The organism is uncultured Cedecea sp., assembly GCF_947498825.1.
In the GTDB taxonomy this organism is placed as follows: domain Bacteria; phylum Pseudomonadota; class Gammaproteobacteria; order Enterobacterales; family Enterobacteriaceae; genus JGM124.
Genome location: NZ_CANMLV010000004.1, coordinates 224,074 through 240,551 on the forward strand (window position 1 = coordinate 224,074; position 16,478 = coordinate 240,551).

Sequence of the window (16,478 nt, forward strand, 5' to 3'; positions counted from 1 at the left end):
CTCCTTATTTCACACCCCAGATGGCTTTGTAGTGACCCTGGTAATCGTTCTGTGGGTCGTAATGGTTCTGCGCACCGCCGTCATTACCGATATTGTCTTTGGTTATCAGGTGCGCTGGCGTGACATAGCCCGAAGGAGGCTGTCCGGCAAAGGCGCGGTTAAATTCATCCAGCAACTGCCAGCCGTGAAGTTTCAAGGGTTCAGCAACCGTACCGATCTGGCTGTCGCCGCTACGAATACGCTGGAAGGCAGAAATGGAACCATCACCAGCTGAAAGGTTATAAGGTGCGTTTGCCCCGCCCTTTCCGGCAGTTTTGAGCGCCGGAGCCATAAAATCAAAGTACAAGTCGTTGATTGCCAGTCCATATTCAAACTTGTCGCCATGTTTTTGTAACAGGCTGAAAGTCATTGATGGCATGCGGTTAGAGGTATCGGCCAGCGGTGTATCAATAAACTCAACCACTTCACAGCCGCTACACTTCTCAATCTCCTGCTTCATGGCGTTAGCCTTATCAAGCGCGATTTGGTAGAGCGAATCGGTGAAGATAATCACTTTCGCTTTACCGCCAGAATGCACAACCGCGTACTGGGCTGTCAGCTTCGCCACTTCATCAGAATCAGAGGTAATATTGGCGGCAATGCCGTACTGCGGAATCGGTCCTGGCTCCGGGACGGCATGCCAGGCCATCAGTACGATATTTTGCTGTGCTGCTTTCTTCAGCAGCATTTTTGCTACGTTTGGGTTCCAGCCACCGATAACAATGCCATCAGGGCGCTGAGCAATCGCCTGGTTCATCGCCGCTAGCTGATCTTTAACCGAGCCACCACCGTCCAACGTATCCAGCTTCCAGCCTGCAGCCGCAGCCGCTTCACTCAGCCCCTGTTGCACGCCCTGTACGCCGCCATTTTTCATATCTGAGGCGATAAAAATCACCTTTTTATTTGGCTGTAATTTAGGACCGCTCGTCGGGCCGTCCCACTGGGTAACGCTAGCCGTTGCCTTATTTACCGCCGCCGTCGCCTCGTCAAGATAAGCATCAGCATGTACGGGTAATGCGGCAGCAATCAGAGTGCTGAGGGCTAAAGCAAGAACGTTGATCTTCATATTGAACTCTCCGTGGTCGTTTTTTGGTTATTGTCAGGAGACTGGGCCGGAGCACTCTGGCTGCGTACAACGGCTTTCTGGTTTAACATCCGGCGACGCTGGGCGTAGCCGGCAAGGGTAATAGAAAGCAGCAGGGTTGCGCCGTTAAATAACGGTTCTACCCAGAATTCACCACCGAACTGCTGAATACCGGCAATACCTATTGCCAGAATGGCAATCCCCACCACGGTTCCCCAGACATTCACCCGTCCCGGACGAATAGTCGTACTGCCGAGGAATGCCCCCACCAGGGCAGGTAAGAGATAATCCATGCCTACGCTCGCCTGGCCCACACCCTGTTCAGCGGCAATCAGGACGCCGCTGAAACCGGTCAGTACGCTGGAGGCGATAAATGCGCCAATAGTGAATTTATTAACAGCAATACCGTTCAGTCGGGCAGCAGCCGGATTACCGCCTACCGCATACATGCAGCGCCCCAGTGGAGTATGTTCGGTAATAAGCCAAAGAATGACTGCCACGGCCAGCACGTAGAATGCACCAACAGGGATACCGAAAATTTCGGTGTAGTGCAGAGCACTAAAGCCTTCAGGCAGATCGCCAACAATTTGCCGTCCACCGGAATACCACAGAGCAACGGCATACAGCACGGTACCGGAGCCCAGTGTGGCCACAAAGCTGTCGATATCTGCCAGCGCCACTAAAATACCGTTCAACAGACCGTACAGCGCCGAAATAGCCAGTACCGCAAGTACTGCCATCTGCCAGGACATGCCGTACTGCACCTGAAAGGTAATCGCCAGAATGTGCCACAGCACGATGCCGAAACCGACGTTAAGGTCAATCTTACCGACAATCATTGGAATGGTTGCAGCCAGCGCCAGCAGAGCGATTTTAGCCTTACTGGAAAGAATCGCCTGAAGCGTCAGCATGCTGGCGAACGACGGCGATAATGCGGAAAACATCAAGACAAGAAGCACACACAGCAAGAGCAAACCATAGCGGGTCAGGATTTGCATCGACCAGGGACCAACCCCATTCTGGCTAAGGCTGACCCGCTGTTCCAGCGCGGTCGATTTTACAGATGTTTTGGACATAATCTTCTCCAGCCACCGCCTGTGGGGTGGCGTTACAATTTCAGACGGCGGCGACAGTGGCTTCGCTACTGCCAGAGGCGAGTTCAAGTAAGTTGGCGAAGCTGACACGTTCATTTTTCAACTCACCGACGATTTGCCCGCGATTAAAGACCAGCGCGCGATTACAAATATGCGCAATTTCTTCAAAATCACTGGAAATGACCAGCACGGCGACACCTTCGGCTAAGGCTTTATTTAATAAATGATAAATTTCTTCACGTGCACCGACGTCAACGCCCGCGGTAGGATCTTCAAGGATGAGCAACGGGGCATTAAGATGCATCCAGCGGGCCATCACTACTTTTTGCTGATTACCACCAGAGAGCGCACTAATATCCAGGCTTACGTCTTTCGGACGCACGTCAAATAACTGCATTTTCCACCAGCAGGCACCCAGTTCTGCACGACGAGCGTAGTGTGATAACAACCGATGGCCGCTGGCACAGGGATTGAGGAACATATTTTCACGTACGCTCATCGACATCACCAGACTCTCTCCGGTACGGTCTCCGGCAACCAGCGAAACGCCCGCCGCCATCGCCTGCTGGGGGGAACGAGCCTGATAAACTTGGTCACGGAAAGTAATACAGCCCCCCGTACGCTGGCGCAGGCCAAATAACAGACGCCCAATCTCTTCCTGACCGGCACCGCGTAACCCGGCAAGCGCAAGCATCTCTCCGGGCTGAATGCTGAACGAAACCGGACCGACGTCATCAATAGAGACTTGGTCGAAATTCAGCACTGGAGCCGCTTTTTCAGGGAGGGGTTCACGTTGATTATCGGCAACCGACTCACCGACAATGGTCTCCACCAAGTCACGCAGGCTGTAATCACGGGTGTAGCCACTCGCGACATGCTTGCCATCGCGCATCACACAAACCCGCTCAGCAATTTCAATCACCTCATCCAGTCGGTGGGTGACGTAAATCATCCCCACTTTCTTACTCTTCAGGCGATTAATCACGGTAAACAGATGGCGAACATCATTGGCGGGCAGGGATGCGGTCGGTTCATCAAGTACCAGGACTTCGGCATTAACCGCCACTGCACGGGCAATCGCTAACAGGGATTTTTCGGTACGCGACAACTCAAAGACTCGCGCATCAGGATCCAGCATAATGCCAACCTCCTCCAGCGCCAGGCGGGAACGTTCTCTGACTGCCCGCCAGTTAATCAGCCCCATCCGACGGCTAAAGCCCATCACCAGAGCCATATTCTCTGCGACGGTCATCCACTCAATCAGTCCAAGATCCTGATGGATAAAGGCAATCGGCTGACGCTGGGCGGTTTTTAAAGCAGCAGCAGAAGTAATACTACTGTCATGGAACTGAATATCGCCGCCGTCACGTGGGTAAACCCCGGCAAGGACTTTGATCAGTGTGGATTTGCCGGCACCGTTTTCGCCCAGCAGCGCCAGTACCTCACCAGGATGCACCTCAAGGCTGACATCATTTACAGCAAGGTTTCCACCAAAGCGTTTGGTGATATGGCTCAGAGTCAAAACCGCTGCTCCGGGTGTATTCTGCATAACAGACTCCTGCAACAACAGATAAGTAACAACAGCGGCTACTGCATACTAAATACACCGCTAATTCCAACATGCGAAATCAAGTTTCAAAAATAGTATTCTTACTGCTGACAGAAAGCAAAGAAGATGTTATTTTATTTATTGTTTAAAAACAGTAGGTTAATTTTGATGTTATAGAAGTGTGATGAATAGCTCACTTCATTAACGTGATTTTTTCCCACGGAATCGAGGTGATTGCCATACTGAAACTTCGTTCCATATTCACAGGCTAACGGGCATGAGTTACCATCAGATAAAATGCCGTAAGAGGTATGCGGGAAACCAAGAGGAAGCGTGAATGAGCGTAAAAGCGGATACTGTAAAGGACGATAAAAAAGACCAACCAGCCGGCACCCAAAGTCTGTTTCGCGGCCTTCAGCTTATTGAAATTTTAAGTAATTACCCTAATGGCTGCCCGTTAGCCAATCTTGCCGAATTATCCGGGATGAATAAAAGTACCGTACACCGACTGCTGCAGGGGCTACACAGTAGCGGATACGTTACCCAAGCCCCTTCACCCGGAAGCTATCGGCTGACTACCAAATTCATTTCCGTCGGGCAGAAAGCACTGTCGTCGCTGAATATTATCCACGTTGCGGCAGCACATCTCGAGAAATTGAATCTGGAAGTGGGTGAAACGGTGAATTTCTCCAGCCGGGAAGATGACCATGTGATCCTTATCTATAAGCTGGAGCCAACCACCGGCATGATGCGCACTCGCGCCTATATCGGCCAGCACATGCCGCTCTACTGCTCGGCAATGGGTAAAATCTTTATGGCATGGGGCAGTGAAGATTACCCGGCTCATTACTGGGAAACACACCAGCAAACTATCCAGCAACTTACCAAAAATACCATCACCACACTGCCGGAAATGCTGGAGGAACTGAAGACTATCCGTAAACTACAAACCGCAATGGACCGGGAAGAAAACGAGCTGGGGGTATCCTGTATCGCAGCACCCGTTTTTGATATTCAACAGCGTGTTCCTTTTGCCGTTTCCGTCTCGCTACCGACGGCCAAGTTACAGCAGATTGGCGTGAAAAAACTGATGGCTCCGGTTGTCGCAACCGCCAGAGCTATCTCTGCAGAGTTGGGATTTAACGGCTAAACATCTGACACTTACTCTCGCGGTTATTGCCTGATGGAAACAATCGCCGCAGACCTCGGTGAGAGTTTAGCGGCAGGATTTGTATACGCTAATACAAGAGTCTGTCGATGGAGATCCCAGAAGCAGATGAACAACATACTGCCACAATACCGCAGGTTTATGCTGTTCATGCATTAGAGGGTTGCGCCACTTTTGAAACTACCGCCTTCTGAAAGTGAATGCTTTACGTCTGAATAAACGACGTAAAGCAAAGCGTCCTTAGGGGATGTTGTTACCATTTTTTCTGTCAGTCCGATAGCCACATCAACGGCGATATGAGCCTTCATGCCACTAAACTCCTGGCCTGAATGTAAGTACATTAATAACCATATAATAAATATATGTAATTAGCAGGTATGACATCTCTGCCGGATTTTCTTGTTGCCAGCGGGTAATTTGTGCTTTTTATCAAAGTTGCATTCAAAATACCTTTTAAAATTTAAAAAATATTTTAATATTATATCTTAATCATTTGTTTGGTTTCAGGAGGACACAGGTGGATCGCATCATTATCCCTACAAACTACATCCATGTCCGGAGCACCCCGCTCTGGACCAAAGAAACTGCACCGAAGTCTATCTGGCAAAGACACCTCGATAAAGGAACACGCCAGGGTGTTTACCCTAAACTCTCTGTTATGCAGGGCACGATTATTTACTATTCCTATGCGGATGAAACCAGCCCTGAGCCGACCGATACCTTGGTGATTGAAGCCGGACAGTTCGGTGTATTTCCGCCGGAAACCTGGCACCGGATAGAAGCTGCTACTGACGATACTGTGTTTAATGTCGATTTTTATGTCGCCCCAGAGATTCTGACCGAGGAGTAACGCAACCATGAACGACGAAAACAAAGGCTTTTTATTAATACTGAGCAATAAACGTAATCATCTGACAGCGGAAAAGCGCTTTCTTAATCCGAAAAAATTATATATTTCTGAGATTGCAGCAGAAGAAATTGCACTGCTGGTCAGTGAATTAGACGGTAAAGAAAAGATTAATGATGCGCCACTGATGGTCACCATGACCAATAGCAATAATGGTGTTTCAGTGGATAAAGAAGTGGATTCCGTCGCGGCGTTGGCCGACCAGGAAAATGCAGCGCAAATAGTCAAAGATCTGATTAATATCATCCGCGGCTATGATATGGATGAAGAAACCAATGTCTGCGGATGGTAAGCGTTTCTCCGTTCCGTGAGGGAAAACTGCTTTCCCTCACGAAAAGAGTATTATCCAGCGTGGCTGGTTATCGTATTACCGACAGCATATGGCAAGTACCGCTGAACTTACCGGTGTTGATAACCGCAGAGCATTTATAGAAAAAACTGAATCATTTATCTGAAAAATGGATTATCTATGTGTGCAAGGACAAGAATCAACTACAGTAATGTAAATTGTGTAGCCGCCTGTTTTTATATATTTATTTAAATAAGAAAACAGGCAAGCAATATAAAAATCTTTACTCTTCAACAGGATAAACTAACCCAATATGCTTTCTGACAGTATCTAAGGTTTCCATAATTACGATACTTTCATCAGGAGACATAATCGTTGATTTTCCCCCAGTATTTACCAGGCGTTCCATTTCAAATGCCTGAAACTGCATACCCCGGCCATCAACCGTCTGATTAAACTCTTCAATAATATTCCCGGCATAGTCTTCAAGCCGAAATGAAGTCGCCGTATACCAGACCGAATCGATAACGATACGTGCTTCAGAACCATTGATCACCGCCTGATTAATCCCGGTGCAGTCAAGTGCGGACACTGTGGTAGAAATAGCATCATTTTCGTGGTGCATAATGGTCGCTGTCTCTGCGTCAACCCCGGTATCTTTGAAACGCGCTATAGCTTCAATTGCAACAGGTGCCCCCAGAATATCAACGGCAAAAGATATCGGATAGATACCCAAATCAAGCAAAGCTCCGCCCCCCAGCTCCAGAGCATTGAGACGATGTTTAGGATCGGTGGGTAGAAACTGCCGATGTTCTGCACTGACGGATCTTAGAATACCAAGCGCACCTGAGTGAATGATCTCATGGATCCTTCTCATATGCGGCAGAAAACGTGTCCACATCGCTTCGAGTATCACCAGGTTATGTTCATCTGCATATCTGACCAGGGTTCTGGACTCATCTGCATTAAGCGTAAAAGGCTTTTCAACAAGAACATGTTTTCCCGCTTTCAGTGCAAGCAAAGCAGTATCGATATGCTGTGGATGAGGCGTGGCAATATAGATAATGTCCACATCAGGATCATTAACCAGTTCCTGATAACTTCCATAGGCCCGAGACAGGCCGAATTGCTCAGCGAAAGCGCTGGCTTTCGCTTTCGTTCTGGACCCTACCGCAACAACATTAAGTCCCGCTATCTGCAAATCTCGCGTGAATGTTTCAGCAATTCCGCCAGTCGCCAGAATCCCCCAACCTAATGAGTTTTTCATATTTCGCCCTGTATTGTTGAGTGAATGAGCTATTGATACCTTATATTGAATAAACTCAGCAAGAAAGCAAAGGGAGTTTATCCGTTCCGTATCCTGAATAAGATTAACTCATTTTTTAATTTAACATGTTGAACAGAATATGTATTTCAGGATGCGTTATCTGGAGCGGGGAAAAAATAGTGAGGCAAAAGTGAGTCAGCGGCAGAACACCGCATCCTCATAAAATATATAACAAAAACAACTTAAGTCGCTTGTAGACGCGAAGTGAGACCCGTCGATGAGTATAGATAAACTATGTAATTCAGCGGGCTGGGCGCAGGCAACTTGAAGTATGACGGGTATCTCTGTCTTAAAACACAGACAAAGACTACTTGGTCATACTCAAAATCGTCCTGATATTACGTGCGCTGGTCGCGATAATATCAATGGCACCGGTACGTAAAGCCCCCATAATCGAAACAGCTTTAGTACTTTCCGAAGCAATAGCGATAACACAAGGGATCTGCTTAAGTTCCTCTACGCTGAGACCAATAACCCTGTCATCCATCACGGTATTAACATGCTTACCTTGCGAGTTGAAAAAATCGTAGCCCGCTATATCTCCGGTAACACCTTGATTCAGACTGGCATCATTGATCTCTTGAGGGGTAAACCAGCCAAGTTTAACCATATAGCTATTTTCATTCATATCACCGATACCCACCAGGGCAATATCCGCTTTGCGTGCACGGTCTAAGGTCTCTTTAATGGTGCCATTACGCATCAGCGCCGCTTTCAACTCGGAACTTTCAACATAGGCTGGGGCATAAAGTGACTCACTGCTACCACCAAACTTTTTCGCTAACAGGCGGCTAATATGATCGGCATTAATCACATCACCAGGGCGGTGAGTACCGCCGATTCCACAGATGAATCGGCAGTCTTTGGACTGTATCTGGCTGGTATGTTCTGCCACCGCAGCAACATTACGCCCCTGACCCACAGTGACAACGATATTGTCACGTAGATTATTAGCGAGATAGCTGGAGACTAAAGCAGCCACCTGACGACGCTGTTCGTCTTCATCAATGCTATCCAAGGCAATTAAAGCCCGGCTGATTGGGAAACGCTCAATAAGTTGTTTTTCCAGCTGGGTGCTGAATACCGGATGGTAACGTACACTTATTTCAACGATACCCTCTTCTTTCGCCCGCTTTAGCAGTCGACCGACTTTAATACGCGAAATACCAAATCGATTAGCAATCTCTTCTTGAGTCACTTCATCACGGTAGTAGGCAATGGCTATTTCGGTGAGTAGTTCAAAATCCTGGCTCTGACTGGACTTTTCCATGCGTAGCCATTCTCCATGAGAAGACGTGTATTTAACAAAATTATATCAGAGATAACACCCTGTCTAACACTATACCCGTCATACTTCAAGTTGCCCGGGTGTTGCGTACATGACACGCGCCGAATCACAGAGTTTATCTATGCTCATTGACGCGCCTCACTTCACGCCTACAAGCAACTCGAATTATTTTGGGTATATACATGCCCTCTGGCACCAGCCAGAGGGCGCTGTCGTTAAATTAACGCTTAATACTGTCGATTTTCAACATACGGGCAATCACTTTATCCAGCTCTTGCTCTTCAAAAATCACTTTCCAGTCTGGCTTAATAATTTTTTCGCGACCGTATTCCATGGCAATCATGCAGGCATCAGAGAATGGGTTAGTCGCGCGGAAAGCGACGGCCAGAGCAATCTGAATATGGCCATATAGCATGGCTTTTGCCGCTTCTTCCGGTACGCCACTGTGTTTAACTGTTTCATCCAGCGCTTCTTTCATAAAAGCGCCCACCATACAGGCAACGGTTTCAACCAGCGTTGGCTCAAGATAGGCTAATTGTTTTACGGTCACCCAGTGCACTTCGGCAACCGGACCATACATACAACTCACCACTTTACTTAACTGTGCTTTTTGTTCGTCATTACCCGTTTCATATGAGGCTGCAACGTGCTGAATAGCCGCGACGCCGCCGAAAGCATCTTCATGTTCTTCTTTAGTATAGCGATGGAGGAATACCGACGGATGGCAAGGATGAGCAACCGCGTATTCAATACCTTCGCGATAAGCAATAAGATTGGCATATGCCGCAGCAGGATCAAGCGTCAGTAGTACGGCACCTGATTTCATCTGCGGAACGACGACTTCAGAGACTTTACCCAGTACAATATCTGGCACAGCTAAAATGACAACATCACTCAGTGGCACCACGGATTGTGCATCAGAGAGTTCGCGTCCTTGGTTGGTCACTTGCTGCTGTGCAGCCGGTGAATTTTCGCAGTAAAAGACCTGAAAATCGCTGGTTTGTAAATTGGCAGAAATACGCATACCCATTTTACCACCCGCACCAATCACGGTAACGATTTTTAATTCAGTAGACATATTATGACTCCTTGGAAATAGTAGAGAAAGTGTTTGGTGAGAGGTGCTTATTACGAAGATATTCCATATTGTGCTGGGTCCAGGCTATCTCGGCGCGACAGGTGCTTTCGCTGTCACCCTGCCAGGGTAACCAGTGCTCAATAATTTGATTAATACCCCGTTGTTCGGGTTGAAGAGTCTGTTTAATTTCATCATAGCGCAGCAAGCCTTCACCCAGCTTTGCACCTGCCAGAGTAAAACCAACCCAGCCATCGCGACGTGAAAAAGCAAAATCTTTTACATGCCAGTTCAAAACATAAGGCGCTGTTTGCGCTACCACATCCTGGGGTAATTCTAAGCGGGCAACACAGTTCGCCGGATCAAGACAAATTCCGACGAGAGGAGAGTTAATCGCCTTCACCAAGGCAACATTATCTTCCGTCGATACCTGCTCATAGGTCTCTAAACAAATCGCAACCGACTGAGCCTCAAAGGCAGACAGAACACTTTCCAGACTGCCTCGAGCTTCGTCTAAAGTGGGGCGGCTATCAGGGCTGTTGATCATGGTACGTAATAAACGGCAATCCAGTTCACCCGCCAGGTTCAGGTAACGTTTCAGATGCTCAGGCATCACCCCTTTGGTACCAAGCTCCAGCGTAATTCCAGCCTGAGCTGCATGTTGTGCCAGCCGGGCTATCTGTGATGAAGACCAGGTTAAGATTTGCGGGTAATCACAAATCTGAAATACTGAAGCCCCCAGCCGCACGCTGTCATCAATGGCATCAAAGAGCGTGATAGGTTTAGTCACCTGCTCTGACAGTTGCCAGAAATAAGCATAAGTACTTAGTCCAAGTTTCATGGTTTCTCCTTTGACGCTAGCATGTGGAATGCTTCATCAAGAATATCGAGATAGGCCTGAGGTTGGTGGGCAAATCGCCCTAAAAACAGGCCGTCAACATGCGGCCAAAGTTTGCAAAGTAGCCCGGGTCCGGCGCTACCGCCATAAATCACCCGGTGATCGCCAGGTTGCTGTGCCAAGTAGTCTTTCAGGCTCTGGCAAACCGTCTGAATGTATTCAGTGGAGGCGGGTTTAGCAGCTCCAATAGCCCACTGAGGCTCCCAGGCAAAAATTAAGTCGCCGCTTAACGCGCAACTCGACAGAAAATCCATCACGCGGGTCGCCTCATCAACAGCAAAGTGGCTTGCCTGCGCCTCGGTCATTTTCTCTGGCTCACCAATACAGATAACCGGCGTTAAGCCATTCTCCAGGGCGAGCTGGATCTTGCGTAAAATAACAGTCTCATCTTCATGAAAATGGCGACGCCGCTCTGCATGGCCGATTTCTACGTACCTGCCGCCCATTTCACTGACCATGGCCGCGCTGGTTTCTCCCGTCCAGGGGCCATTCTGAGCCGGTGCAATATTCTGTACTCCCACCTGCATCGCTGTTCCGGCAAAAGCACGCAGAGTACCTTCGAGTGCAGGTGTTGAAGGAAAAGTAAACAGCGTCGCGTCCGGAGTAAGGCTAAATAAAGGATGTTGTTTTATCAACCGGGCAATATCTGCACTCCAGTCAAGAGTTTGCTGATAGCCAAAATACATCTTGAGGCTGACACCCAGAGTCAGTTTCACCGACATCTCGCCTCCTCACTATGACAGACATCTGCCCTGCTAAAACAATGTCCTACTGCATTGACTATCAACGCCATAGAGATTGCTCCGGCATCAGGGGTACCAAAACTACGCTCCGCCAGAGGACGCGCTCGCCCCATTTTGGGTAGTAGTTCAGCGGTACGATCGGCACATTGCTCAGCATACAGAGCGGATTTAACCCAGGCCTCGGCCAGAGAGGTCTGCTGATTGACTTCGTTGAGCAGCATTTCACTGAAGGGCAACAGCACATCAACCAGAGTTTTATCCCCGAGTTTTGCTTTACCAAAATGCATAACACCATGGGCGGCATCATTGATAGCCCGGGCAACCGTGATGGCATCTGGCTGCTTATGGTTACCAATACCTGTTCCAATAGTATTTAATATCACTCCCCAGATAGCGCCAGAGGTTCCACCCGCCTTATCAGCCCAGGCGTCAGCTGCTTGTTGCAGTACCGTTCCAGCTCCCGCACCAGCAGAAAGGCTTAGGTGGGCACTCTCTCGCGCTGCACGGACACCTCGCTCCATGCCTATACCGTGGTCACCGTCTCCAGCGATAGCATCAATGCGTCCCAGTTCTTCAACATTTTCAATCACAACACTGGCGAGGGCATCCACCATTGCAACCACGGTGATCGCACTTTCTCGTGACTCGGAAGAGGACTCAGGAATACATTCTTGTTGCTGTTCATCGCTGTGATTAGCCGCTAAAGGCTTGGCAGCGATAACCGAGCCTCTTTTAAAGGCCGGGGAATAAGCAGGAAGCAGCCATAATGCCTCCAGTTTCTCGGTAAACCAGGTTAAGGTCAGCGATAAACCAGCCATATCAAAACTTGTGACAAACTCTCCTACCTGGATATCAGCCAGGATAATGCCTTTAGCCTGTAAGCGAAGTTGAACACAGTGCCAGAGAACAAACAGTTCCTCATATTTAACCGAACCTAAACCGTTAAGAACCACGCCAACTCGCGCGCCCTTCACCACGACCTCTGACGGCAGATCTTCCAACAGGCGTTCTACCATCATATCGGCAAGGCTATCAGCGCTGGGAACCGGAACTTCACTGATGCCCGGTTCTCCATGGATCCCCATACCAAATCCCATCATTCCTTCCGGAACAGTAAATAATGGGGATTCAGCACCAGGCAAAGTACAACCTGAAAAGGCGATGCCCAGGGTGCGGGTGCGGCTATTCGCCGCTTGCGCCACCTCCAGAACTTCTTGCAAAGACGCGCCTTGTTCTGCCGCGGCGGCAGCGACTTTAAACACAACTAAGTCTCCTGCCACACCGCGACGCTTTTCAATTTCACCCACAGCAGCGCTGGTAATATCATCAGTCACTGCAATCAGTTCGCAGGGAATACCTTCCGCAATTAGGCGTTCGCGTGCTAAACCAAAATGCAGTACATCTCCCGCATAGTTGCCAAACGCCAGCAGAACGCCCGCTCCCTGATTTGCCGCTCGTGCGACAGCACAAATTTGCTGCGCCGAAGGGGAAGCAAACAGATTCCCCATTGCGGCACCGTGAGCCATTCCTTGTCCCACTAACCCTGCAAAAGCAGGGTAGTGGCCTGAACCGCCGCCAATGACAATTGCAACAGTGCCAGGTGTGCTCTCGGTATTGCGAATAACCCCACCTGAAACCTGCCTGACCACGTCGGCATTGGCGCTAACAAAACCCGCGATCATTTCTTTGGCAAACTCAGAAGGATTATTAAAAAGCCATGTCATATTAGTGCTCTCCCGCTTGTTTCATCTTGAGATCCGCGGCGGTGTTATCATGAGGAACACGACTGAGAGCAAGCATCAGAATGGCTGATAACAACATAAAGCCACCCACTACCATCATAGGAGGAAGATAGCTGCCCGTCGCATCATGCAATGCCCCCGTAATAAAGCCTGCCGAGAAGCCTGCAATATTTCCAATAGTGTTAATCAATGCCACAGCCGCAGCGGCCGATGCTCCGGATAAAAACTGAGTCGGTAATGTCCAGAAATTAGGCAATGCTGCAAAGATAGCGCTCGCCGTCAGAGAGATAATCAGCATGGTGCTGAGCGGCGTTTCCATATAAAGAGCCGTTGGTACGGTAACAGCGCCCACTAAAGCAGGAATAGCGATATGCCAAGTTTTGCAACCACGATTGGAAGCATCTCGCGACCAGAAGTACATGACAACCACCGCCAAGAGATAAGGTGCACCGGTGATTAAGCCCTTTTGCATCACAGAGAACGTCGCGCCAAACTGCGTCTGAAAACCACCAATAATGGTTGGCAGGAAAAATGCTAAAGCGTAGAGACCATAGATAAAGCCGAAATAAATCAGGCACAACACCCAGACACGACCATTCAGCATCACAGAACGGAAACTGTGGTTCGCAGCACTCGATTTTTGCGCATTTTCGCGGGCGATTTCGGTATTCAGCCACTCTTTTTCCTGGCGGGTAAGCCATTTAGCATCATCTGGTTTATCAATCAGATAGAACCAGGCAATGATACCAACCACAATCGCGGGGACAGATACGCCGAGGAACATCACACGCCATCCAGCCAGGCCAAACAGGCCATCATGACCAATAAACCATGCAGCTAATGGTGCACCACCGACTACGGTAAGAGGTTGTGCCAGATAGAACAGCGCCAGAATTTTACTGCGGTGACGTGCGGGAGCCCATGCGCTTAAGAAGAAAATAGCGCCAGGGAAGAAGCCAGCCTCAGCAATGCCGAGCAGGACACGTAGGACATAAAGCCCCTCAATACTACTCACCCAAGTGAATAGCAGAGAAACGATCCCCCAAGACACCATGATACGTGACAGCCAGCGCCGCGCGCCATAGCGATGCAGAGCCAGATTACTTGGTACTTCTAAAAGGATATAACCGATAAAGAAAATACCGGAGGCAAGACCAAACTGTGCCATTTGCAAGTTGAGATCCTGCACCATGCCGTTGGGACCTGCAAAAGAGATCGCCGTTCTGTCAAGAAAGTTAATAAAGAACATCAAAGCCACAAAGGGAACGAGACGAATTGATATTTTTCGAATCGCTGATTTTTCTACATCAGTTGTTACGTTGTTATTAGCGTAGGTCACAGTGTCTCTCCTTCCAGGTAATCAGGTTACCGGTGAGATCAAAGGTTGAATGTTGTTGTATAAACCGCGACGTTCAGTGGCTACATGTGTACAGCTGCAGGTATTAACTATTCACATTTTTGCTACATGACAAATGAACATTAGCAGCTCATAAGATTGGTTCATATGATCATGAAATGAATTTGTGATCGCCCTCAAATTGTCATTTTCGTGCCATAAACCCTATTGAATAGCTATAAATAAGATATCAGTCGCTTTTTTTCCTGTTCATATGAAAAGATGTTGAACTTATGTTTATTAAAAGATACTTTTTATACCGCCAGACACCATTCATATGAGCAGACACCGTTCACATGAACAACAAAATGACATCTTTATCCGCTCAGGAGAACATAATGTTAACAATCGCAATTGGTGCCGATGATGCTGCAACCGACCTGAAAAACCTGATGAAGTCTCACCTGCAGTCTAAGGGGATAGAGGTTGTCGACTTCAGCCACGATATTGGTGAGAACGCTCTGATGTATCCCGATATTGCTTATAACCTGGCTTCTGCTATCAGTGAGGGCGCCTACCCGCGTGGCATTTTGCTTTGTGGCACAGGTATCGGTATGGCAATCGTGGCGAATAAAGTTCCGGGTGTACGTGCGGCTCAATGTCATGACACGTTTTCTGCCGAGCGCTCGCGGAAAAGCAACAATGCGCAAGTGCTGACACTTGGCGCTCGTGTTATTGGACCGGAACTGGCCAAAAATATCGTCAATGTCTGGCTCGATTCGGAATATGAAGGGGGCGGCTCAGCACCCAAAGTAGAGAAAATAGACTACTACGAAAAACTGGGAAAACCTGTTTAACAATAAGGACTCATTAGGGTTTTAAGAAGGGAGCATTCATGAGCCAGTTAGAGACACTAAAACATATCACCACTGTAGTCGCTGATAGTGGTGATATAGAAGCTATTCGCCGCTTTAAACCTCAAAATGCAACAACCAATCCATCGCTTATTCTCAAGGCGGCAGCCTTGCCGCAGTATCAGCCACTGATTGATGAAGCGGTTAACTTTGCGATTCAACAAGGTGGCAGTCGAGAGACGCAGCTGATTAATGCAGGCGATAAGTTAGCGGTAAATATCGGACTTGAATTACTCAAAGAAATTCCTGGTCGGGTATCGACAGAAGTAGATGCCCGGCTCTCTTACGACCGAGGCTTATGCGTTGCTAAAGCACGTAAGCTTATTCGTTTGTATCAACAACGGGGAGTCGATAAATCCCGCATTCTTATTAAACTTGCCGCAACCTGGCAGGGGATAAGAGCTGCAGAAGAACTTGAAAGAGAAGGTATCAACTGCAATTTAACGCTACTGTTTTCATTTGCTCAGGGTCGAGCCTGTGCAGAAGCAGGAGTCTACCTTATCTCACCTTTTGTCGGACGCATCTATGACTGGTATCAACAGCACCGGCCTCAGGATAACTACCTCGCAGATTGCGATCCCGGGGTGATATCCGTGCGTAATATCTATCACTACTATAAAACACATCAATATCAAACCATCGTAATGGGAGCCAGTTTCCGTCGAAAAGAGCAAATTCTGGCACTTGCAGGCTGTGACTGTCTGACTATTTCGCCCTCTTTACTGGACGAACTGGCAGTGAGCGATGGCACAGTAGAGCAAAAGCTTCAGGCAAACAGTACGCCTGAAAATCGCCCTTCCCCCATAAGCGAAGCAGAGTTTTACTGGCAGCATAATCAAGATCCTATGGCGGTCGATAAGCTGGCCGAAGGAATATGTTTATTCGCGCAAGATCAGCAAAAACTTGAATCAATGCTGCTAACAAAGCTGATAAACAGAAAGTCTGTTGCAGTCGCTCTGTAATCAACGCGGCGACTATTTAGGCCTGATTGTTTGTTAACTAAAATAAAACGTCCGTCAAAATCT

At 48.4% G+C, this 16,478-nt stretch carries 16 protein-coding genes; 5 read left to right on the plus strand and 11 right to left on the minus strand.

Annotated elements, in window-relative coordinates; all coding sequences use genetic code 11:
- Positions 1-4: 4 nt before the first annotated feature.
- From Q1A40_RS07385 to Q1A40_RS07395, 3 genes are read right to left on the minus strand one after another with little or no spacing between them, the layout of a single operon-like run.
- Complete coding sequence (locus Q1A40_RS07385) at positions 5-1,105, minus strand: substrate-binding domain-containing protein (protein ID WP_299998866.1); 1,101 nt, start codon at positions 1,103-1,105, stop codon at positions 5-7.
- Positions 1,102-2,199 carry an ABC transporter permease gene (locus Q1A40_RS07390; RefSeq protein ID WP_299998867.1) on the minus strand — a complete coding sequence of 366 codons (1,098 nt, stop codon included), beginning with the start codon at positions 2,197-2,199 and terminating at the stop codon, positions 1,102-1,104. Before Q1A40_RS07390 ends, Q1A40_RS07385 begins: the two co-directional genes overlap by 4 nt.
- Positions 2,200-2,239: 40 nt before the next feature.
- A complete protein-coding gene (locus Q1A40_RS07395) occupies positions 2,240-3,766 on the minus strand; it encodes a sugar ABC transporter ATP-binding protein (RefSeq protein ID WP_299998869.1) in 1,527 nt (508 codons plus the stop codon).
- A 337-nt stretch (positions 3,767-4,103) separates the two neighbouring features.
- Here Q1A40_RS07395 and Q1A40_RS07400 point away from each other — a divergent pair, with 337 nt between their 5' ends.
- Positions 4,104-4,916, plus strand: coding sequence for an IclR family transcriptional regulator (locus Q1A40_RS07400; RefSeq protein WP_299998870.1), 813 nt, complete (start codon positions 4,104-4,106; stop codon positions 4,914-4,916).
- A 173-nt stretch (positions 4,917-5,089) separates the two neighbouring features.
- Here Q1A40_RS07400 and Q1A40_RS07410 read toward each other — a convergent pair whose 3' ends face one another.
- Complete coding sequence (locus Q1A40_RS07410; RefSeq protein WP_299998928.1) at positions 5,090-5,242, minus strand: hypothetical protein; 153 nt, start codon at positions 5,240-5,242, stop codon at positions 5,090-5,092.
- A gap of 209 nt (positions 5,243-5,451) precedes the next feature.
- On the opposite strand from Q1A40_RS07410, the gene Q1A40_RS07415 reads away from it, so the two are divergent.
- Both Q1A40_RS07415 and Q1A40_RS07420 read left to right on the plus strand, forming a co-directional pair.
- The gene (locus Q1A40_RS07415; protein WP_052926139.1) at positions 5,452-5,784 is read left to right on the plus strand and encodes a DUF1971 domain-containing protein; all 333 of its coding nucleotides are present in this window, start codon (positions 5,452-5,454) and stop codon (positions 5,782-5,784) included.
- A gap of 7 nt (positions 5,785-5,791) precedes the next feature.
- Complete coding sequence (locus tag Q1A40_RS07420) at positions 5,792-6,133, plus strand: DUF1869 domain-containing protein (protein WP_299998873.1); 342 nt, start codon at positions 5,792-5,794, stop codon at positions 6,131-6,133.
- Positions 6,134-6,413: 280 nt separating this feature from the next.
- Here the strand turns inward: Q1A40_RS07420 and Q1A40_RS07425 are convergent, their stop codons facing one another.
- From Q1A40_RS07425 to Q1A40_RS07455, 7 genes are all read right to left on the minus strand, one after another.
- On the minus strand, positions 6,414-7,397 hold the full coding sequence (locus Q1A40_RS07425) for a Gfo/Idh/MocA family oxidoreductase (protein WP_299998874.1): 984 nt from the start codon (positions 7,395-7,397) through the stop codon (positions 6,414-6,416).
- A 367-nt stretch (positions 7,398-7,764) separates the two neighbouring features.
- A complete protein-coding gene (locus Q1A40_RS07430; protein WP_299998875.1) occupies positions 7,765-8,727 on the minus strand; it encodes a sugar-binding transcriptional regulator in 963 nt (320 codons plus the stop codon).
- 238 nt (positions 8,728-8,965) lie between these two features.
- Complete coding sequence (locus tag Q1A40_RS07435; protein ID WP_299998878.1) at positions 8,966-9,823, minus strand: phosphogluconate dehydrogenase C-terminal domain-containing protein; 858 nt, start codon at positions 9,821-9,823, stop codon at positions 8,966-8,968.
- Between the two features lies 1 nt (position 9,824).
- Entirely contained in the window at positions 9,825-10,661 is an 837-nt protein-coding gene (locus Q1A40_RS07440) for a TIM barrel protein (protein WP_299998879.1), read from the minus strand.
- Positions 10,658-11,440, minus strand: a complete 783-nt coding sequence (locus Q1A40_RS07445; RefSeq protein WP_299998881.1) for a triose-phosphate isomerase family protein — start codon at positions 11,438-11,440, stop codon at positions 10,658-10,660. Before Q1A40_RS07445 ends, Q1A40_RS07440 begins: the two co-directional genes overlap by 4 nt.
- Positions 11,431-13,185: a dihydroxyacetone kinase family protein gene (locus tag Q1A40_RS07450; RefSeq protein ID WP_299998883.1), complete on the minus strand. Its 1,755-nt coding sequence runs from the start codon at positions 13,183-13,185 to the stop codon at positions 11,431-11,433. Before Q1A40_RS07450 ends, Q1A40_RS07445 begins: the two co-directional genes overlap by 10 nt.
- 1 nt (position 13,186) lies before the next feature.
- The gene (locus Q1A40_RS07455) at positions 13,187-14,542 is read right to left on the minus strand and encodes an MFS transporter (protein ID WP_299998885.1); all 1,356 of its coding nucleotides are present in this window, start codon (positions 14,540-14,542) and stop codon (positions 13,187-13,189) included.
- A 395-nt stretch (positions 14,543-14,937) separates the two neighbouring features.
- On the opposite strand from Q1A40_RS07455, the gene rpiB reads away from it, so the two are divergent.
- Together rpiB and tal are read left to right on the plus strand one after the other, a co-directional pair.
- Entirely contained in the window at positions 14,938-15,396 is a 459-nt protein-coding gene (gene rpiB / locus Q1A40_RS07460) for a ribose 5-phosphate isomerase B (RefSeq protein ID WP_299998887.1), read from the plus strand.
- A gap of 38 nt (positions 15,397-15,434) precedes the next feature.
- Positions 15,435-16,415 carry a transaldolase gene (gene tal / locus Q1A40_RS07465; RefSeq protein ID WP_299998888.1) on the plus strand — a complete coding sequence of 327 codons (981 nt, stop codon included), beginning with the start codon at positions 15,435-15,437 and terminating at the stop codon, positions 16,413-16,415.
- Positions 16,416-16,478 lie beyond the last annotated feature (63 nt).

Bases quoted from the DNA above. Each gene is read 5' to 3' on its own strand.
- Q1A40_RS07385 (WP_299998866.1), bottom strand. From the start codon at position 1,105: ATGAAGATCAACGTTCTTGCTTTAGCCCTCAGCACTCTGATTGCTGCC.
- Q1A40_RS07390 (WP_299998867.1), bottom strand. From the start codon at position 2,199: ATGTCCAAAACATCTGTAAAATCGACCGCGCTGGAACAGCGGGTCAGC.
- Q1A40_RS07395 (WP_299998869.1), bottom strand. From the start codon at position 3,766: ATGCAGAATACACCCGGAGCAGCGGTTTTGACTCTGAGCCATATCACC.
- Q1A40_RS07400 (WP_299998870.1), top strand. From the start codon at position 4,104: ATGAGCGTAAAAGCGGATACTGTAAAGGACGATAAAAAAGACCAACCA.
- Q1A40_RS07410 (WP_299998928.1), bottom strand. From the start codon at position 5,242: ATGAAGGCTCATATCGCCGTTGATGTGGCTATCGGACTGACAGAAAAA.
- Q1A40_RS07420 (WP_299998873.1), top strand. From the start codon at position 5,792: ATGAACGACGAAAACAAAGGCTTTTTATTAATACTGAGCAATAAACGT.
- Q1A40_RS07425 (WP_299998874.1), bottom strand. From the start codon at position 7,397: ATGAAAAACTCATTAGGTTGGGGGATTCTGGCGACTGGCGGAATTGCT.
- Q1A40_RS07430 (WP_299998875.1), bottom strand. From the start codon at position 8,727: ATGGAAAAGTCCAGTCAGAGCCAGGATTTTGAACTACTCACCGAAATA.
- Q1A40_RS07435 (WP_299998878.1), bottom strand. From the start codon at position 9,823: ATGTCTACTGAATTAAAAATCGTTACCGTGATTGGTGCGGGTGGTAAA.
- Q1A40_RS07440 (WP_299998879.1), bottom strand. From the start codon at position 10,661: ATGAAACTTGGACTAAGTACTTATGCTTATTTCTGGCAACTGTCAGAG.
- Q1A40_RS07445 (WP_299998881.1), bottom strand. From the start codon at position 11,440: ATGTCGGTGAAACTGACTCTGGGTGTCAGCCTCAAGATGTATTTTGGC.
- Q1A40_RS07450 (WP_299998883.1), bottom strand. From the start codon at position 13,185: ATGACATGGCTTTTTAATAATCCTTCTGAGTTTGCCAAAGAAATGATC.
- rpiB (WP_299998887.1), top strand. From the start codon at position 14,938: ATGTTAACAATCGCAATTGGTGCCGATGATGCTGCAACCGACCTGAAA.
- tal (WP_299998888.1), top strand. From the start codon at position 15,435: ATGAGCCAGTTAGAGACACTAAAACATATCACCACTGTAGTCGCTGAT.